The sequence below is a fragment of the Streptomyces sp. E11-3 genome (assembly GCF_046540415.1).
Lineage (GTDB): Bacteria > Actinomycetota > Actinomycetes > Streptomycetales > Streptomycetaceae > Streptomyces.
On the sequence record NZ_JAZGRL010000002.1, the window covers coordinates 1897135 to 1913566 of the forward strand.

Genomic DNA, 16432 nt, shown 5'->3' on the forward strand with positions numbered 1-16432 from the left:
AACGGGGGCGGCGTGGACGGACCGATGGAGTTCAAGACGGACGACGGCGTGGTCTTCGCCGTCGAACCCGCGGACAACGACTCCGGCGCCCGGCTCGTCGGACGCAACGGCGGGGACCGGACGCCCCGCGCCTTCACGGACTCCCTCGACGGCGTCCGGGCCGCCGCGGAGTCCGCGCTCCGCGTCTTCCGTGACGGTTCGCTCAACCCCGACTCCGTGGAGATCGAGTTCGGGGTGAAGCTCACGGCCGAGGCCGGTGCCCTGATCGCCAAGAGCGCCCTGGAGGGCCACCTGGTGGTCAAGCTGGCCTGGGCGCCCGGTAGTACCCGGTCGGCGGCCGACCCACAGCCGTGACCAGTTCTTCCTGGCACGCCCGGATCAGCTGCGGGGGCGAGCTGGGCGCCGGCTTCCTGGTCACCGAGCGCCATGTGCTGACCTGCGCCCATGTGGTCGCGCGCAGCCCTGCCCACCCCGTCACCGTGACCTTCGCGCACGGAACCGGGCAGCTCGGTGAGCTCCCGGCGGCGGTGGTCGCGCACGGCGGCTGGGATGGCCGGGAGACGGATCCGGGCGACCTCGCCGTACTGGAGCTGAGCCGCCCGGTGCCGGTCACACCCGCCGAGTTCGCGCCCCTGACCGACGCCTACGGCGACCCGCCGCGCAGGCTCCTGACGTACGGCTTCCCGCAGCACTACGACGAGGGCAGCCTCGCCGAATACCGCGCCACCGCCGACCAGTTGATCGCCGGCGAGTGGGTTCAGCTGGAGGCCTGGAGCGGGCATGGCCAACCGCTGGCCCCCGGGTTCAGCGGGGCCGCCGTGGTGCTCGCCGACAGCGGACAGGTGGTCGGCATGGTCACCGCCGTCGCGGGCGACCCCCGGGTGCGTACCGGACGGATGCTGCCCGCCCAGGTCATGGCCCGCTACTGGCCCCGCATCTGCGAGCTGATCCCGACACCGGCGTACGGGCGCCAGGACAAGGCGGAGCTGCGCGGGCTCGTCGAGGCGGCGGGCGCCCGGGGCGTGCGGCACGCCGGGTGCAGCCCGGACCAGCTCTACCGGGAAGCCGTGGGCGAGCTCGGCCCGCCGCTGCCGCCGCAGCGGTTCGGCACGCTCTGGGACGCCGCCTGGCATCTTCTGTCGGAGGTACCGGACACCGGATCGGTCCCGCGGTTCGCCGCCCGGCTCGCCGACTTCACCGAGGACGCGGGGGTCCGGCGCGCGCTGCGGTGCTGGCCGCGTGGACGACGTACGCACGAGCCGGACGTGTGCGGGAGACCCACGAAAGCTGCCCGGCGCTGGTCGCCCATCCTCGTGGAGATCGCGCACAGCGGAGCCGGGCGGAACCAGTTCCTGGTCGAGGTGTCCGCGTACCGCGCGGGCGGACGGTCCCTCGTCGGCTCCCGTACGCTGCCGAAGAGCCGGGTGCGCGAGTACGCCCTGAAGCGTATCGACGAGGCCTTCGGTGAACTCGAACCCGGCGCCAGCGAACTGATCGCCTTCGTACTGCCGCGCGAGTGGCTCAACCAGCCTGTGCACCAGTGGAAGCGGAGCAAGGACGACCCGACCCCGCTCGGCTGCTTCTCGCCGGTGGTCGTCCTCGACCTGGACCGGAGGCGCAGCAATCCGCTCCAGCACAAGATCCATCAGAAGTGGACGGAGCTCGACGGGCGGCCGTCGGCGGCGCTGCACCGCATCGAGTGCGGCAGCACCGAGCCCCCTGGCCCGCTGACGGTACGGCTGCGCACCAGCACCGACCTCGTCGGCTTCGCCGCCCCGCCGAAGCCCGCCCGCGTCAGAGGGCTCTTCGCGGCGAGTCTCAACGGCCCGGCCCCGGTGATGCTGTGGCCGCGTGCCGGCTGCCAGGGGGACCATGCGCCCGACGGCCGGGACACAGGGTGCTCGGGCAGCGCGTTCCTGGACGCACTCGCCGAGTACCTGGCGAAGCTGCCGCCCGGCGACATCCCGTACCACGTACTCAAGTTGCGGGAACGCGCGTATATGTCCGCCGAACCCGAGCAGCACTGGGCGCACGAGCTCGCCCTCCTGTGGGAGGACCCCAGATGCTTCCCCACGACGACCGGCCCCACGCACTCACCGGTCGGCTGACGCACACGCACCACGCACCCTGTACGAGGAGGAGAAGAACCGATGTCTCTGTGGCCGGTCTACACGGGCTCGAACGAGCCGCACGACGGCATCGCCGAGCTCCCGGACCCGCCGCCCTGGCGCGCCTTCGACGGCGCCCCGCTGCTGGCCGCACCCGGCCCCGACGGCGACGGCTCGCCCGACCGGGCACACCGGGCCCGCACCTACCGGGCCACGGACCAGGCCGTACAGCTGGTCAACGCCGCGCTCTATCTGCGCCGTCCGCTCCTGGTGACCGGCCCGCCCGGCAGCGGCAAGTCCAGCCTCGCGTACGCCGTGGCACGCGAGTTGAGGCTCGGCCCGGTGCTGCGCTGGAACATCACCAGCCGCACCACGCTGCACGACGGCCTCTACCAGTACGACCCGCTGTCCCGCCTGTACGCGGCCGGACGCGCCGCGTCGGCGCCCGCGCCCACTCCCGATCCGTCGGCGGGCGGCGGCGACCTCCAGGACCATCTGCGCCTTGGCCCTCTCGGCACCGCCCTGCTCCCGTACCGGCACCCACGCGTCCTGCTCATAGACGAGATCGACAAGAGCGACCTCGACCTGCCCAACGACCTGCTGCACATCCTGGAGGAGGGCCAGTACGAGATCCCCGAGCTGGTGCGCGCGGCCCGGCACACCCCCGAGGCCGAGGTGATGGTCGACGGCACCGACGAACGGGCCACCGTGCACGGCGGCCGGGTGCGCTGCAACGCCTTCCCCTTCACCGTGCTGACCAGCAACGGCGAACGTGAGTTCCCGCCCGCCTTCCTGCGCCGCTGCGTCACCCTGCGGCTCCGCCAGCCGCAGGGTGCGCACCTGGAGGAGATCGTCCGCGCCCACCTGGGCGAGCCCGACGGCCAGGCACGCGACCTGATCGACCGCTTCCTGGAGCGCGGCAGCGGCGGTGAGCTCGCCACCGACCAGTTGCTCAACGCGATCTATCTGACCGGCGCCGCGCGTGACCTGGACTCCGCGTCGCGGGACGAGCTGGCCGAACAACTGATGCCGTACCTGAGCCCGGAGCCGGAATCCGATGACTTCTGAGGCGAGGGGTGCGGGTTCGCCTGCGGGCGCGAGTGGGGGGTCGCCTGCGGGCCCGCCCGGAGGGCCGCCTGCCTCGCGGCCCACGGGACCATCCGGGGACCCGCCTGCCGACCCGTCTGGGGACCCGTCTGCGGATCCATCCGGGGACCCGCTCACAGACCAGCCTGCGGACCCGTCCGGAGAACCGTCCGGCGACCCGCCCGGAGGACCGCCTGCCTCGCGGCCTGCGGGGCCGCCCGCGCTGCCGCTCGGTCTTGGGCGTCTCGCCGACGTACTGGCTGAGACGGGCGGCGGCGTACGCCCGTCATCCCTGGAGCTGGCCGAACTGCTCTGGCTGGCCCGCCATATGGAGCCGCCGGAGCGGCCGGCCCCCACCACCACGGCAGACGCGTCTGTCCCCGCCTGGATCTGTCCGCCGCAGCCCGAGCCCGCGGCACCTTCGGGAACCGTCCCGCCCGCTCCCCCGCAGCCCGTGGCCGCGCCCCGCCCCCGTACCGCCGATGCCCGAGTCCCGCTCCGCCTGCCGGGCGGCACGGGTGGAGACGGGCGCAGGGTTCCCGACGGCGTGGGCGGCGGGCCGGGTTCCACTCTCCTCGCGCCCGCGCCCCCGATGCTCGCGCGTCCGCTCGCACTCCAGCGCGCCCTGCGCCCGCTGCGGCGTGCGGTTCCCTCGCCCGTGGGCCGGGAGTTCGACGAGGAGGCGACCGCGCACCGGATCGCCCGGCTCGGCGCGCCACCGCAGTGGTGGCTGCCGGTGCTGCGCCCCGCGAGCGAGCGCTGGCTGCGGTTACACCTGGTGTACGACGCCGGACCGACGATGCCCGTGTGGCGGCCGCTGATCCGCGAACTGCACACCGCCATCGCCCAGTCCGGGATCTTCCGGACCGTGGAGCTGCACCGCGCGCGGCCCGACGGTACGACGCACGGCCAGGGCACGGACGCGTACGCCGACGGACGCACCGTCACGCTGCTGATCAGCGACTGCATGGGCCCCCAGTGGCGGGTGGGCCCCGAGGGCCTGCGCTGGTACGGGACACTGCGCCGCTGGGCATCCCGGATGCCCCTGGCCATCGTCCAGCCGCTGCCCGAACGCCTCTGGCGCACCACCGCGCTCCCCGCGTCACCCGGCCTGCTCACCGCACCCGCGCCCGCGGTCCCCAACTCCGCCTACACTTTCGCGCCCTACTCGCCGGAGTCCCCGGCGCCCGGCCTTCCGCTTCCCGTGCTGGAGCCGTCGGCGGCCTGGCTGGGGAACTGGGCGACCCTCGTGTCGAGCCGTGGCGGCGCCCAACTGCCGGGGGCCGCGGCGCTCCTGGGACCGGACCCGGCGCCCTCCCCCGAGGAGGACGGGGGCGACATCACGCGCCTCTCGCCCGAGGAGCTCGTACTCCGCTTCCGGTCCCTCGCCTCCCCCGAGTCCTTCCGACTGGCGGGCCATCTCGCGGTGGGGCGCCCGGAGTTGCCCGTGATGCGCCTGATGCAGGCAGCACTCGAGCGGCACCCGAAGCCGCAGCACCTCGCCGAGGTGATCCTCAGCGGGATGCTGGTCACCACCCCGGGCCCGCCCGGTTCGTACACCTTCCGCCCGGGCGTACGCGAGATCCTCCTCGGCACTCTGCCCCGCAGCGCCCAGGGCAGGACCGCGGAGCTGCTCGCCCGGGTGGGCGCGGTGATCGAGGCGCGGGCCGGGGCCGCCGCGGGCGAGTTCCGGGCGGTGGCCGAAGCGGGCCGCGGGGACGGGGAAGCGGCGCCGGGCGAGGAGCCGTTCGCGACCGTACGGAGGGAGACGGTCGAGCAGTTGGCGGGCGCACGAACCTCGCGCTCGTCCGGACGGGTGCTCGGTCGGCGATACCGGCTGGTGCGGCAGATCGGGGCGGCCGAGGACGCCGAGAAGCAACAGCCGTCCGGGGCCAGTGGCGAACTGTGGGAGGCCCAGGACCAGGCGAGCAACGACCGCACAGTGATCCTCCAGCTCTTCCCGCAGGTCCAAGGAGGCAGCGACCACGCGGACTTCCTGACGGGAGCCGATGCGCTCTCCCGCTTCCGCCACGAGAACGTCTGCTCCGTGATCGGCTTCGGTTTCGAGGAGGGGACGCCCTACCTGGTCACGGAGTTCGAAAGCGGCTCGGACCTTCTCCCCCTGCTGGACGAGTATCCGGACGGCCTGCCCGGCAACCTGCTCATGACGATCGCCCCTCAGCTGGCCAGCGGCCTCATGGCTCTCCACGAGGCGCACCTGGTCCACGGCCGGGTCAGCGCCGCAAGCGTGCGGGTCGCCCCTGGCGGCCACCCCGTACTGTGCCGCTTCTCGCCTCAGCTCAGCGCCCAGGCGCTCGGGACTCCCTCTCGCACCGGGGCGTCGAAGGACCTGCGCGATCTCGGCGGCCTCACCCAGGACATGGCCACAGGCCCATGGACGCGTCACCTCTTCCGCCCCGAAGAGCTCGGTGAGCTCCCCGTCACCACCGCCCGCAAGCTCTGGGAGGCCGTCAGCAGTCTGCGGTCCGAAAGCGGGAACCAGCAGCGGCAGGGCGCCAGGCAACTCGCGGGCCTCGCCCTGTCCAGTCCCCCGCTCCCCGGCCGCGTCCACCGGCTTCTCGGCCACGTGCGAACCACCCAGGACGGTCACCCCCTCCCTGTCGGCCCACCCCAGCAGCAGGCCATGCTCGCCATGCTGCTGCTCGCCCGCGGCCGGACCGTGACCGCCGACGAACTGGTGCAGGGGATCTGGGGCGACAGCAGCCCCTGGAGCGCGCCGCGCATGATCCGCACCTACGCCGCCCACCTGCGCCGCGACACCCTGGGCGACAGCCTCCAGGGCTCCACGGACAGCGGCTACACCCTGGACCCGCTCGTCAACCGCCTCGACGTCACCACCTTCGAGGATCTCCACAAGGCGGCCCGCACCAGCACCGGCGATCCGGAACGCGCCCGCCAGCTCATGCAGGACGCCCTGGACCTCTGGCTCGGCGACCCCCTCGCAGGCGTCCCCGGCCCGGCCGCCGAAGCGGCACGCCTCCTGCTCCATGGCCTGCGCCTCACGCTGTACACACAGCGCGCCCAACTCGACTTTGACCTGGGCCTGTTCGAGCGGGCCGAGGCCGACCTCGCCGAGCTGCTGCTGGAGCATCCGGACAATGAGGACCTGCTGCGGCTGCGCATGGTGGCCCTGCGCCGGCTGAACCGCGCCGATGAGGCCCTCGACGCGTTCGAGTCGTACGCGAACCGAATCCTCTGGCCGAGCCAGGAACTGCTCTCGCTGTACAGCGAGATCCGCGGCGATGCGCAGCACCACGCCACGATCGTCTTCGAGTTCCCGGACCCCGATCCACTGCCCGAGGCGTACGCGGCACTGGGCCGGGCGGTGCAGCGGCTGCTCGGCGCCGGCGGGCTCGGACCGGGCCAGTACGAGGTGCTGACCCGCGGCAGAGGCCATGCGGTGCTTGCCGCTCCGGGGGTGTCCATGGCGGAGCCCCTGAGCGCCGTGGTCCGGGATCTCCCCAACGTGCAGGCCGATTTGGCGGGGCGCGCCCGCCTGTGGGTGACCTTCTGGCACGACGAGGGCCTCGAACTCGACCAATCCGAGCTCCGGGTGGCACTGGACACCGTCGACGCCCCCGCACTCGTGGTCGTCTCACCGGCCCTGTACCAGGAGTTGCTCACGGGGAGGCGCGTCGTCGATCCACAACGCTTCCACGGTCTGAGCGGCGGAACCGAGGGCGCCGAGCCGATCGCCTGGTACTGCCCGCTCGGCCCACCCGCCGAGCCCGCGCACGTACCGGAATCCACCCAGGCCTCCCCGGAGGCCGGGAAACGGGAGCTGCTGAGTGGGCCGTTCAGCCTGGCCGACTTCCTCGCCCAGGCCTCCGAGCCCCCCGATCCCGCCGGCCAGCGCGTCGCGCTCGTCCGCGCCACGCTCACCGGCGACTGGGCCCTCCTGGGCCCTGACCTCAGCGACCTGCCATCCAGCGGCACGTGGCCCACCTTGGCCTGCTACACGGTCGACCTCACCACCCACCGTGCGGAGCACGCAACCGGCCTGCCGACCTCCGAGCCCGACCGGCAGTTCGCGGTATCGGCAGTGCTCTCCTGGCAAGTCCAGGATCCCGTCGCCTTCGTACGCGGCGACGTACGCGACGTGTCCGCCCGGCTACGAAAGCACCTTCTGACGGAGGCCGCGGAGATCACCCGCCGCTACCCACTCCACAAGGCCGACGAGGCACTACGGGCCCTGCACGCCGGGGTCCGGCGCTGGCCGGTCCCGGGCCTCGCGGTGAGCTACATGATGCGCTCCCGTCCGGGGATATCCGCTGCCCCGGCCCGCTATCAGGCACCGCTCCCAGCCGAGACGCGCACCGACTCCCGTCCCAGCATCGACCTCTCCAGCGCCGAGTGCGTGATCGTAGGCTTCGACGGCCCCCTGACCCGCCTGTACGCGGGTAACTCCGCCCGCACCGCCGCATGGGACCTCGCCGCGCTCATCGCCGAGCGGCGCGACCCGGCGGAGGCGCTCGCGGGCACCCCGCTGGCGGAGGGGCTTCCCCTCCCCAAAGCGGCGGAAGGCGCCGTCCACCCCTTGGACGTACTCCGCGCGTTCGCCGGGCACCCGCTCGCCGACGAACTACGCCAGCGCCTCGACCGAATCGAACTGCGCGCCCTCACCACAGCCACCCCCACCCGCCACGCCCACCGCCTGGTCCGCGCCCTGAACTCCTCGGGCCGCCGCGTCTCCATCGCGTCCAACACCTCACCCGACGTCATCGCCCGCTATTTGGAGAGCCACACGCTCGTCGTAGCGGGCGGAGCGCACGGCCGCGCCGACGACCTGCGGCTGCTGATGCCGAACCCCGACTGCCTGCACCGCGCCCTGCACAACCCGGGCAGCCCCGCCCCCGTGGGCGTCATGATCGGCTCATCCCCGGCCGAGTTCATCGCGGCCCGGGCCATCGGCCTCCGCTTCATCGGCTACGCGTACAACGGCGCGACCCGTAAGCGGCTCCGTGAGGCAGGCTGCAAACTGACCGTCGACTCCCTGGAGCCATTGCTCAACGCCGTACGGGCCAGCTAGCCAGCGCCGCGCTGGGAAAGGGGGGAGGAAGCTCAGGCCTGCGGTGACCGCGCGTCATACCGCGCGAAGTTCCGCCACTTCAGTGCCAGCAGTCCCACCGCCACCACACACGCCACGCCGCCGCCCACCACCGCCACCTGCGGCGAGGTCAGGTCGGCCACCGATCCGGCCAGGAAGTCGCCGAGTCGCGGGCCGCCCGCGACAACGACGATGAAGACGCCCTGGAGCCGTCCGCGCATCTCGTCCGGGGTCGCCGCCTGGAGCATCGTCGAGCGGAAGACCATCGAGATGGTGTCCGCGCACCCCGCGACGGCGAGGAAGAACATGCCGAGCCAGAGGTTTCTGGTGAGTCCGAAGACCGCGATCGCGGTGCCCCAGGCGGCGACCGCGAGCAGGATCGCCAGGCCGTGCCGCCGGATGCGGCCGAGCCAGCCGGAGAACACGCCGCCGAGCAGGGCGCCCACCGCGGGCGCGGCGACCAGCAGGCCGGTCGTCTTCGCGTCGCCGCCGAACCAGACCACGGCGATCGCGGGGAACAGCGCGCGCGGGTGGGCGAGGACCATCGCGCACATGTCGGTGAAGAAGGTCATCCGGATGTTGGGGCGGGTGGCCAGGAAGCGCAGCCCGTCCAGGACCGAGGCCCGCCCCGCCGGGGCGCCCTCGGCCCGTATCGGCAGCATCGAGGGCAGCCGCCACATCGCGTACAGCGCGGCGGTGAAGGCCACGGCATCGATCAGGTACGCGGCCTGGTAGCCCCAGTAGCCGACGACCAGCCCGCCGAGCATCGGGCCGAGCATCATGCCGGACGTGGTGGTCACGGTGTGCAGCGCGTTCGCGGCGGGCAGCTGCTCGGGCGGCAGCAGCCGGGGGACCATCGAGGTCCTGGCCGGGGAGTTGAGGGCGGCGCACATCGCCTGGAGGGCGACGATCGTATAGAGCAGCCAGACCCGGTGGAACCCGGCGAGCGCCGCGCCCGCCAGCACCACCGAGAGCAGACAGAGTCCGGCCGAACTGGCGAGGCCCAGCTTGCGCCGGTCCACGGTGTCGGCGATGGCGCCGCCGTACAGCCCGAAGACGACCAGCGGGACCAGTGCGCAGAGACCGACGAGGCCGACGGAGAAGCTGGACCGGGTGATCTCGTATACCTGGAGGGAGACCGCGAGGGCGGTCATCGCCTGGCCGAGCCAGGAGACGGTGTGGCCGATCCACAGGCGCCGGTAGTCGAGCGAGGTCCGAAGAGGCGTCAGGTCCGCGAGGACGCGCGGCTTCTTACCCGATATGCCCGGTGGGGACGACGTGGCCGATGCGGCCGATATGCCGGGAGTGTCGGCGGAGGGCTCGGCGGCCGGGGCGGCAGCGGTCTCCGACGCGCCGTCAGGACCGTTTCCCGAAGTCGTACCAGTCACACGGGATGGTAACAGCGCGTCTGAGCCGGACAGTCGGTCCCGGACGAACCACCCGTGCGGCGGCACCCCGCCCGGCACACTCCAGCGCGCGCATCGCGCGCCACGCGCGCACGATGACAAGAGGACCGCCACCCGGCGGCTCCGCACGGTCTGCGCTCTCGGGAGGATCTGCCATGACCGTCAGCCTTGATCAGCTGCGCCGCTGCCATGTCGCCGTCGACCTGGGGGCCGCCAGGACACGGGTGTTCGTGAAGGGCGCGGGGCTCGTGGTCGACGAGCCGAGTGTCGCCGCGGTCAACACCCGTACCGGCGCCCTGATCGCGGTCGGTGAGTTCGCGGAGAAGATGACCGGACGCACCCCCGCCTATATCCGTGTCGTACGGCCGGTGTCCGGCGGCACCGTGGTCGACATCGAGATGGCGCAGCGCATGCTGCGCCATCTCATCGGCGAGAAGCTCCGCCGTACGCTGCGCCGCAAGCCGCGGCTGCGGGCCGCCGCCTGTGTCCCGCACGACGCCGATCCGCTGGCGCAGCGGGCCGCCACCGAGACCCTGATCGGCCTGGGCGCGCACCGGGTCGAGCTGGTGGACACGCTGATCGCGGCGGCGGTCGGCTGCGGCCTTCCGGTGGAACGGCCGGAAGCCACGATGATCATCGTGTGCGGCGCCGCGACCACACAGGTGGCGGTGCTGTCGATGGGGGCGATCGTGACGGCCGACCGGATTCCGGTGGGCGGCGACGCGATCGACCACGCCGTGGTGCAGCATCTGCGCCAGCACCACGAGCTGATGCTGCCCAGCCAGTCGGTACGGCCGCTGCAACTCGCGCTCAGCGGCAACGGGCTGACGCCGCAGGGGCCCGAGTCGACCGAGATCCACGGCCGGGACGTCGCCACCGGTCTGGCCCGCTCGGTGCAGGTGCGCACCGCCGCCGTACGGGACGCCATCCACACCCCGCTGACCGCCGTGCTCGACGGTATCGGCAGGGTGCTGCGGGACTGCCCGCCCGATCTGGTGGCCGACCTGGTCGACCGGGGGATCATGATGGTCGGTGGCAGCGCGCGGCTGCCGGGGCTCGACCAGATGCTGCGCAAGAACACGGGGATGCCGGTGCACATCGCCGAGCGGCCCGATGTCTGCTCCGTACTGGGGCTCGGCGCGATGCTGGAGGGCCGGATCGAGCCGATGCATCTGGACCCGCTGGCCGACTGAGCGGCGGGAAGCGCATCGTGAGCATGTCGCTGCAGCTCACCGGGGCCCTACTGGTTCTGGCGTCGTTCGTGCCGGGCCGGTGGGCCCTCCGTCCCGCCGGGCGCCGCTGGCTGAGTTTCCTCGGCGCCTCGCTGCTGGCCATCGACGCGGTGGCCAGGGAGCAGTGGGGGATCGTCCTGCTCGCGGGCGCGTGGGTGCTGTACTCGCTGTGGGGTCTGGTCGCCTGGGCGCGTGGCCGCCCGGTGGGCGGCCAGGAGCCCGCGTGACGCGCGGCTCCACGGGAGCGGAGGCCGCGGCACGGCGGGGTCCGGTGCTGCTTGAAGCGGTGCTCGGCGTCGGTACGGACCTCGAACTGCGGGCAACGCTCCAGCACTTGGTGGACGCCGCTACGGAGCTCACCGGCGCGGCGTACGGCGCGCTGGGCGTCGTCGACCCGGACCGCTCGGGCAGCGACCGGCTCACCGAGCTGTTCACGGCGGGCATGGACGAGGCGACCCGTACCCGGATCGGCCGGCTGCCGCGCGGAGACGTGGGGGTGCTCGGCGCGCTGATCAGGGACCGGCGGCCGCTGCGCCTCGCCGACCTGACCTGCGACCCGCGCTCCTGCGGAATGCCGGAAGGCCACCCCGAGATGCACAGCTTCCTCGGCGTCCCGGTGATGGTCCGCTCCGAGGTCTTCGGCAGTCTCTACCTGACCGAGAAGCGCGGCGGTCCGTTCACCGCCGAGGACGAGCGGTTGCTGCGGGTACTGGCCGCACAGGCCGGTATGGCGATCGGCAACGCCCTGCTGTACGAGACGGCCCGGCAGCGGCAGCGGTGGATCGAGGGGGCGGCGGCCGTCACCACGGCCCTGCTCACCGGCGACTCCCCCACGGACGCGCTGATGGTGGTCGCCGAGGAGGCACGCAAGCTCGCGGACGCCAGCGCCGGGGTGATCCTGCAGCCCACCGGCGACGGCGGCATGGAGATCGTCACCGCCTCCACCCACGACGATCCGGGCGCCCTGATCGGCACCACCATCGCTCCCGGCAGCCCGGTCCTCGAACAGCTGCTCGGCGGTGAGGCGGTGTTCGTCGACGACTCGGCGACCGACCCGCGGATGACGACGCCGGTACGGTCGCGTTTCGGCCCGAGCATGCTGCTGCCGCTGCAGAGTGGGGGCCGCCTGATCGGCACGCTGGCCCTGCCCCGTACGCGCGGCGCCCGCGGCTACACGGCCGTGGAGCGCCTGCTCGCCGGCCAGTTCGCCTCACAGGCCGCGCTCGCGCTCGTCCTGGCGGACAGCCGGGAGAGCCGGAAGCGGCTCGCGGTGTTCGAGGACCGTGACCGCATCGCCCGCGATCTGCACGACCTGGTCATTCAGCGCCTCTTCGCCACCGGCATGATGCTGGAGTCCACGCGGCGCAGGGCCAAGGAGTCGGACATCGCGGAGACCATCGGCAAGGCGGTCGACGAACTGGAGTCGACCATCCAGGAGGTCCGCACCACGATCTTCGCCCTCCAACAGCCCCCAGCCGACGCCCCGACCACCTTCCGCGGCAAGGTCCTGCGCGAGGCCGCCACCGCCGCGGCGGTCCTGGGCCTGACGCCCTCCACCCACTTCGCGGGCCCCGTCGACACCAGCGTCGGCGAGCGGACCGCTGGCCAGCTGCTGGCCGCACTGCGCCGCGCGCTCGCCGAGGCGTCACGGCGCCCGGGGGTCTCCGAAATCGAGATCACGGTCGACGCGACCGTGACCGCGACCCTTCCGGACGGCCGCGCCGGGGTCCGCCTGACGGTGACCACCGACGGCGCCCCGGAGGAGGCCGCAGGCACTCAGGACAGCGAGGGCACGGAGGGCGCTGAAGGCACGGAGGACACCAAAGACACCAAGGGCACCGTCGGCACCACCCTCACCTGGCAGTCACCCCTCTGACGCCCCGTCGCCACCACCCCCGCGCACAAGGATCCGGCAGATCTCGCCCTCCGGGCAGTCCGCGGGGTCCGTGGCCGCCGCCTTGGCCGCCAGGGCGCGTAGGTCCGCGCGGGCCTGGATCAGTTCGGTGATGCGCTCGTCGACCTGCCGCAGGTGGCGTTCAATCAGGGCCCCGACGTGGCCGCACGGCGCCTGGCCCGCGTCCCGGAGGTCGAGGACCTCACGGATCTCGGCGAGGGTGAGCCCCGCGGACTGGGCGCCTCGGATGAAGGACAGCCGTTCGGCGGCCTGGGGCGGATAGTCCCGGTACCCGGATGCCGTACGGGGCGGCTCGGGCAACAGGCCGGCCTGTTCGTAGAACCGGACGGTCTTGGCGCTGACCCCGGCGCTGTCCGCGACGCTGCCGATACGCATACCTTCACGGTACGCCCTTGACGTTCCAGCGCACTGGAAGGTCTAGCGTCGGTCACATGGAACTCACCGTACTGGCCGTGCCCGACTGTCCGACCGGACAACTGCTGCGCGAGCGCCTGGCGGTGGTCCTCGCCGACCACCCGGACACCTCCCTGACCTGGCACGAAACCACCGACGAGCGGGAGGCCGTACGCCGGGGGATGCGCGGTTCACCGACGCTGCTCGTGAACGGGCGCGACCCGTTCGTACGCGCCGGTGAGCGGGCGAGCGTGTCCTGCCGCCTGTACGGGCCCGAGGAGGACGCCGTGGCCGGCGCGCCCTCTGTGGCGCGGCTGCGCACCGTGCTCGCCGAGGCCGCGGCGGCGGAGCTGCTGGGCCGCGGCAGCCCCGTTGGCGGCAGGCTGGCACCAAAGGCGGGCGGCCTGCGCGCCGTACAGCAGGCCGTGCTCCGCTCCTTCGCCACCCACGGCCGCCCACCGACGCCCGCCGAGCTCGACGCCGCGGCCGCCCCCTCCGGCGTCCCCGCCGAGCAGGTGCTCCGCGACCTGTCCGCCGCCGACTACCTCAGCCTGGACGCCGACGGCACCCTCCGCGCCGCGTACCCCTTCTCACCCACACCCACCGCGTACCGCGTGGTGATCGCCGAAGGACCGCAGGTGTGGGCGATGTGCGCGATCGACGCACTCGGTATCTCCCCCATGCTCGGCCGCGACGTGACGATCCACTCGGCGGACCCGGTCACCGGGGACCCGGTCACCGTGACCTTCACCGGCTCCACGGTCACCTGGGACCCCGCGACCGCGGTTGTCGTGGTCCCGACCGGCGCGTGCCACGGCCCGGCCGTCGACGCCTGCTGCGAGGCGGTGAACTTCCACGCCGACGCCGCGTCGGCCGCCCGCAGGCGCGCCGCACACCCTCACTCCCCCGCCACGGTGCTGGACCAGAACCGGGCCGAGGCGGTCGGCCGGACGGTCTTCGGACCGCTGCTCACCTGAGAGCTTCGCACCCGCAACGTGTCACTCCATGCGACCCTCCGGTAGCGTCACGGTATGAGTCATCCGCATCCAGAGCTGAAAGCCGCCCCTCCCCTGCCCGAAGGAGGCCTGAGGGTGGTCGCCCTCGGCGGCCTCGGGGAGATCGGCCGCAACATGACCGTTTTCGAGTACGCCGGAAAGCTGCTGATCGTCGACTGCGGGGTGCTGTTCCCCGAGGAGCACCAGCCCGGTGTCGACGTGATCCTGCCGGACTTCACCTCCATCCGGGACCGCCTGGACGACATCGTCGCCATCGTCCTGACCCACGGTCACGAGGACCACATCGGAGGCGTGCCCTACCTTCTGCGCGAGCGGCGGGACATCCCCGTCGTCGCGTCGAAGCTGACGCTGGCGTTCTTGGAGGCCAAGCTCAAGGAGCACGGCATCAAGCCGCGTACGACACGGGTCCGCGAGGGCGACCGGCGCGGGTTCGGCCCCTTCGACTGCGAGTTCGTCGCGGTCAACCACTCCATCCCGGACGGCCTGGCGGTCGCGCTCCGTACCGGCGCCGGAATGGTGCTGCACACCGGCGACTTCAAGATGGACCAGTTCCCGCTGGACGAGCGCATCACGGACCTGCGCTCCTTCGCCCGGCTCGGCGAGGAGGGCGTGGACCTCTTCCTCACCGACTCGACCAACGCCGAGGTGCCCGGCTTCACCACCTCCGAGATCGACCTGAACCCCGCGATCGAGAACGTGCTGCGCACCGCACCGCGCCGGGTCATCGTGTCCAGTTTCGCCAGCCATGTGCACCGTATCCAGCAGGTTCTGGACGCCGCGCACCAGTACGGCCGCAAGGTCGCCTTCGTGGGCCGCTCGATGGTCCGCAACATGGGCATCGCCCGCGAGCTCGGCTATCTCAAGGTCCCTTCCGGCCTGATCGTCAGCCTCAAGGAGCTGGAGAAGCTCCCGGACCACAAGATCACCCTGGTCTGCACCGGGTCCCAGGGCGAGCCGATGGCCGCGCTCTCCCGGATGGCCAACCGGGACCACATGATCCGTATCGGCAAGGGCGACACGGTGCTGATGGCCAGCTCCCTGATCCCCGGCAACGAGACCGCCATCTACCGGGTGATCAACGGCCTGACCCGCTGGGGCGCGAACGTCGTCCACAAGGGCAACGCCAAGGTGCATGTCTCGGGCCACGCCAGCGCGGGTGAGCTCGTCTACTGCTACAACATCGTCAAGCCGCGCAACGTGATGCCGGTGCACGGCGAGTGGAAGCACCTGAAGGCCAACGCCGACCTGGCGATCAAGACCGGCGTCGCCCCGGAGAACGTGGTCATCGCGGAGGACGGCGTCGTCGTCGACCTGGTCGACGGACGGGCGTCCATCACCGGCAAGGTGCCAGCGGGCAATGTGTACGTGGACGGGATGACGGTCGGCGGCGCCACCGAGGCGTCCCTCAAGGACCGGCTCACCCTCGCCGAAGAGGGCGTCGTCACCGTCGTCGCGATCGTGGACGCGGACACCGGGGCGCTGGCCGAGGCGCCGGACTTCCTGGCCCGTGGCTTCGTCCACGACGACACCACCTTCGAGCCGGTGATCCCGGTGATCGAGAAGACCCTGGCCACCGCGGCCGAGGAGGGCGTGGGAGACGCGCACCAGCTGGAGCAGCTGATCGCCCGCGCCGTCGCGAACTGGGCCTTCCGCACCCACCGCCGCAAGCCGCTGATCATCCCGATCATCATCGACGCCTGAGAGCCTGTTTCTGAACCCCCGTCGTCCGCGCGGAGCGCTCTGAGCCTGGCCGGGACGCGGCTCGCCGGCCTCGTCCCGGAGGCGGTCCGCGTCCACGACGCGGAAGCCGGGTCAGCTCCCGCTCTGGCTGGCCGCCAGGCCCTTCTGCAGCTCCTCGCGGTTCATCACCGGCTGCACGTCGACCTTCGCGCCGAGGTGCACGAAGAACGGCTCGCAGACGACGGGCAGTTGTGAGCTGTCCTGCATGTCGAAGATGAGGATGCAGGACCGGTCGCCCTCGTTGCCGGTGAAGTAGGCCGCCTCCGGCTTGAGCCGTTCGAACATCGACTCAAACAGGTGCGGCAGCGTGCCGTTCTCGATCGCCACGTTCGAGGCCTGGGTGTCCAGGGTGGCTCTCAGCATGACCCTCATCGCACTCGCTCCTTCGGCACACCGCGGCCGGCGCAGTCACGGCTACGCACGCGGAAGCCCGGTGCCATCCCGATCAGCCTCTCGGCGTGCCCGGGG

Annotated in this window: 12 protein-coding genes; 9 read left to right on the top strand and 3 right to left on the bottom strand. The window is 72.5% G+C overall.

What is annotated here, in order from left to right; all coding sequences use genetic code 11:
- The first annotated feature begins 12 nt into the window (after positions 1-12).
- From U9R90_RS27715 to U9R90_RS27730, 4 genes are read left to right on the top strand one after another with little or no spacing between them, the layout of a single operon-like run.
- On the top strand, positions 13-354 hold the full coding sequence (locus tag U9R90_RS27715; RefSeq protein WP_411059411.1) for a CU044_2847 family protein: 342 nt from the start codon (positions 13-15) through the stop codon (positions 352-354).
- Positions 351-2108 (top strand): trypsin-like peptidase domain-containing protein, encoded by a 1758-nt coding sequence (locus U9R90_RS27720; RefSeq protein ID WP_411059412.1) that lies wholly within the window; start codon positions 351-353, stop codon positions 2106-2108. Before U9R90_RS27715 ends, U9R90_RS27720 begins: the two co-directional genes overlap by 4 nt.
- 42 nt (positions 2109-2150) lie before the next feature.
- On the top strand, positions 2151-3176 hold the full coding sequence (locus U9R90_RS27725) for an AAA family ATPase (protein WP_411059413.1): 1026 nt from the start codon (positions 2151-2153) through the stop codon (positions 3174-3176).
- Positions 3166-8244: an SAV_2336 N-terminal domain-related protein gene (locus U9R90_RS27730; protein WP_411059414.1), complete on the top strand. Its 5079-nt coding sequence runs from the start codon at positions 3166-3168 to the stop codon at positions 8242-8244. The genes U9R90_RS27725 and U9R90_RS27730 overlap by 11 nt, the downstream gene beginning before the upstream one ends.
- Positions 8245-8276: 32 nt before the next feature.
- Here the strand turns inward: U9R90_RS27730 and U9R90_RS27735 are convergent, their stop codons facing one another.
- Positions 8277-9560 (bottom strand): MFS transporter, encoded by a 1284-nt coding sequence (locus U9R90_RS27735; protein WP_411059820.1) that lies wholly within the window; start codon positions 9558-9560, stop codon positions 8277-8279.
- A gap of 263 nt (positions 9561-9823) precedes the next feature.
- Here U9R90_RS27735 and U9R90_RS27740 point away from each other — a divergent pair, with 263 nt between their 5' ends.
- Genes U9R90_RS27740 through U9R90_RS27750 form a run of 3 tightly spaced genes read left to right on the top strand, consistent with a single transcriptional unit; the run spans position 9824 to position 12776 of the window.
- Positions 9824-10861 carry a rod shape-determining protein gene (locus U9R90_RS27740; protein WP_411059415.1) on the top strand — a complete coding sequence of 346 codons (1038 nt, stop codon included), beginning with the start codon at positions 9824-9826 and terminating at the stop codon, positions 10859-10861.
- A 17-nt stretch (positions 10862-10878) separates the two neighbouring features.
- Positions 10879-11127, top strand: a complete 249-nt coding sequence (locus tag U9R90_RS27745; RefSeq protein ID WP_411059416.1) for a hypothetical protein — start codon at positions 10879-10881, stop codon at positions 11125-11127.
- The gene (locus U9R90_RS27750) at positions 11124-12776 is read left to right on the top strand and encodes a GAF domain-containing protein (protein WP_411059417.1); all 1653 of its coding nucleotides are present in this window, start codon (positions 11124-11126) and stop codon (positions 12774-12776) included. The genes U9R90_RS27745 and U9R90_RS27750 overlap by 4 nt, the downstream gene beginning before the upstream one ends.
- Here U9R90_RS27750 and U9R90_RS27755 read toward each other — a convergent pair.
- Entirely contained in the window at positions 12765-13190 is a 426-nt protein-coding gene (locus U9R90_RS27755; RefSeq protein WP_411059418.1) for a heavy metal-responsive transcriptional regulator, read from the bottom strand. The genes U9R90_RS27750 and U9R90_RS27755 overlap by 12 nt on opposite strands.
- Positions 13191-13246: 56 nt before the next feature.
- On the opposite strand from U9R90_RS27755, the gene merB reads away from it, so the two are divergent.
- Complete coding sequence (gene merB / locus U9R90_RS27760) at positions 13247-14185, top strand: organomercurial lyase (protein ID WP_411059419.1); 939 nt, start codon at positions 13247-13249, stop codon at positions 14183-14185.
- Positions 14186-14239: 54 nt separating this feature from the next.
- Positions 14240-15925, top strand: a complete 1686-nt coding sequence (locus U9R90_RS27765) for a ribonuclease J (protein WP_411059420.1) — start codon at positions 14240-14242, stop codon at positions 15923-15925.
- Positions 15926-16036: 111 nt separating this feature from the next.
- Here U9R90_RS27765 and U9R90_RS27770 read toward each other — a convergent pair whose 3' ends face one another.
- Positions 16037-16336 carry a hypothetical protein gene (locus U9R90_RS27770; protein WP_411059421.1) on the bottom strand — a complete coding sequence of 100 codons (300 nt, stop codon included), beginning with the start codon at positions 16334-16336 and terminating at the stop codon, positions 16037-16039.
- Positions 16337-16432: the final 96 nt, after the last annotated feature.

What these genes read in the sequence shown, in the direction of transcription:
- U9R90_RS27730 (WP_411059414.1), top strand. Translation starts at nt 3,166, where the DNA reads ATGACTTCTGAGGCGAGGGGTGCGGGTTCGCCTGCGGGCGCGAGTGGG.
- merB (WP_411059419.1), top strand. Translation starts at nt 13,247, where the DNA reads ATGGAACTCACCGTACTGGCCGTGCCCGACTGTCCGACCGGACAACTG.
- U9R90_RS27740 (WP_411059415.1), top strand. Translation starts at nt 9,824, where the DNA reads ATGACCGTCAGCCTTGATCAGCTGCGCCGCTGCCATGTCGCCGTCGAC.
- U9R90_RS27755 (WP_411059418.1), bottom strand. Translation starts at nt 13,190, where the DNA reads ATGCGTATCGGCAGCGTCGCGGACAGCGCCGGGGTCAGCGCCAAGACC.
- U9R90_RS27765 (WP_411059420.1), top strand. Translation starts at nt 14,240, where the DNA reads ATGAGTCATCCGCATCCAGAGCTGAAAGCCGCCCCTCCCCTGCCCGAA.
- U9R90_RS27770 (WP_411059421.1), bottom strand. Translation starts at nt 16,336, where the DNA reads ATGAGGGTCATGCTGAGAGCCACCCTGGACACCCAGGCCTCGAACGTG.
- U9R90_RS27725 (WP_411059413.1), top strand. Translation starts at nt 2,151, where the DNA reads ATGTCTCTGTGGCCGGTCTACACGGGCTCGAACGAGCCGCACGACGGC.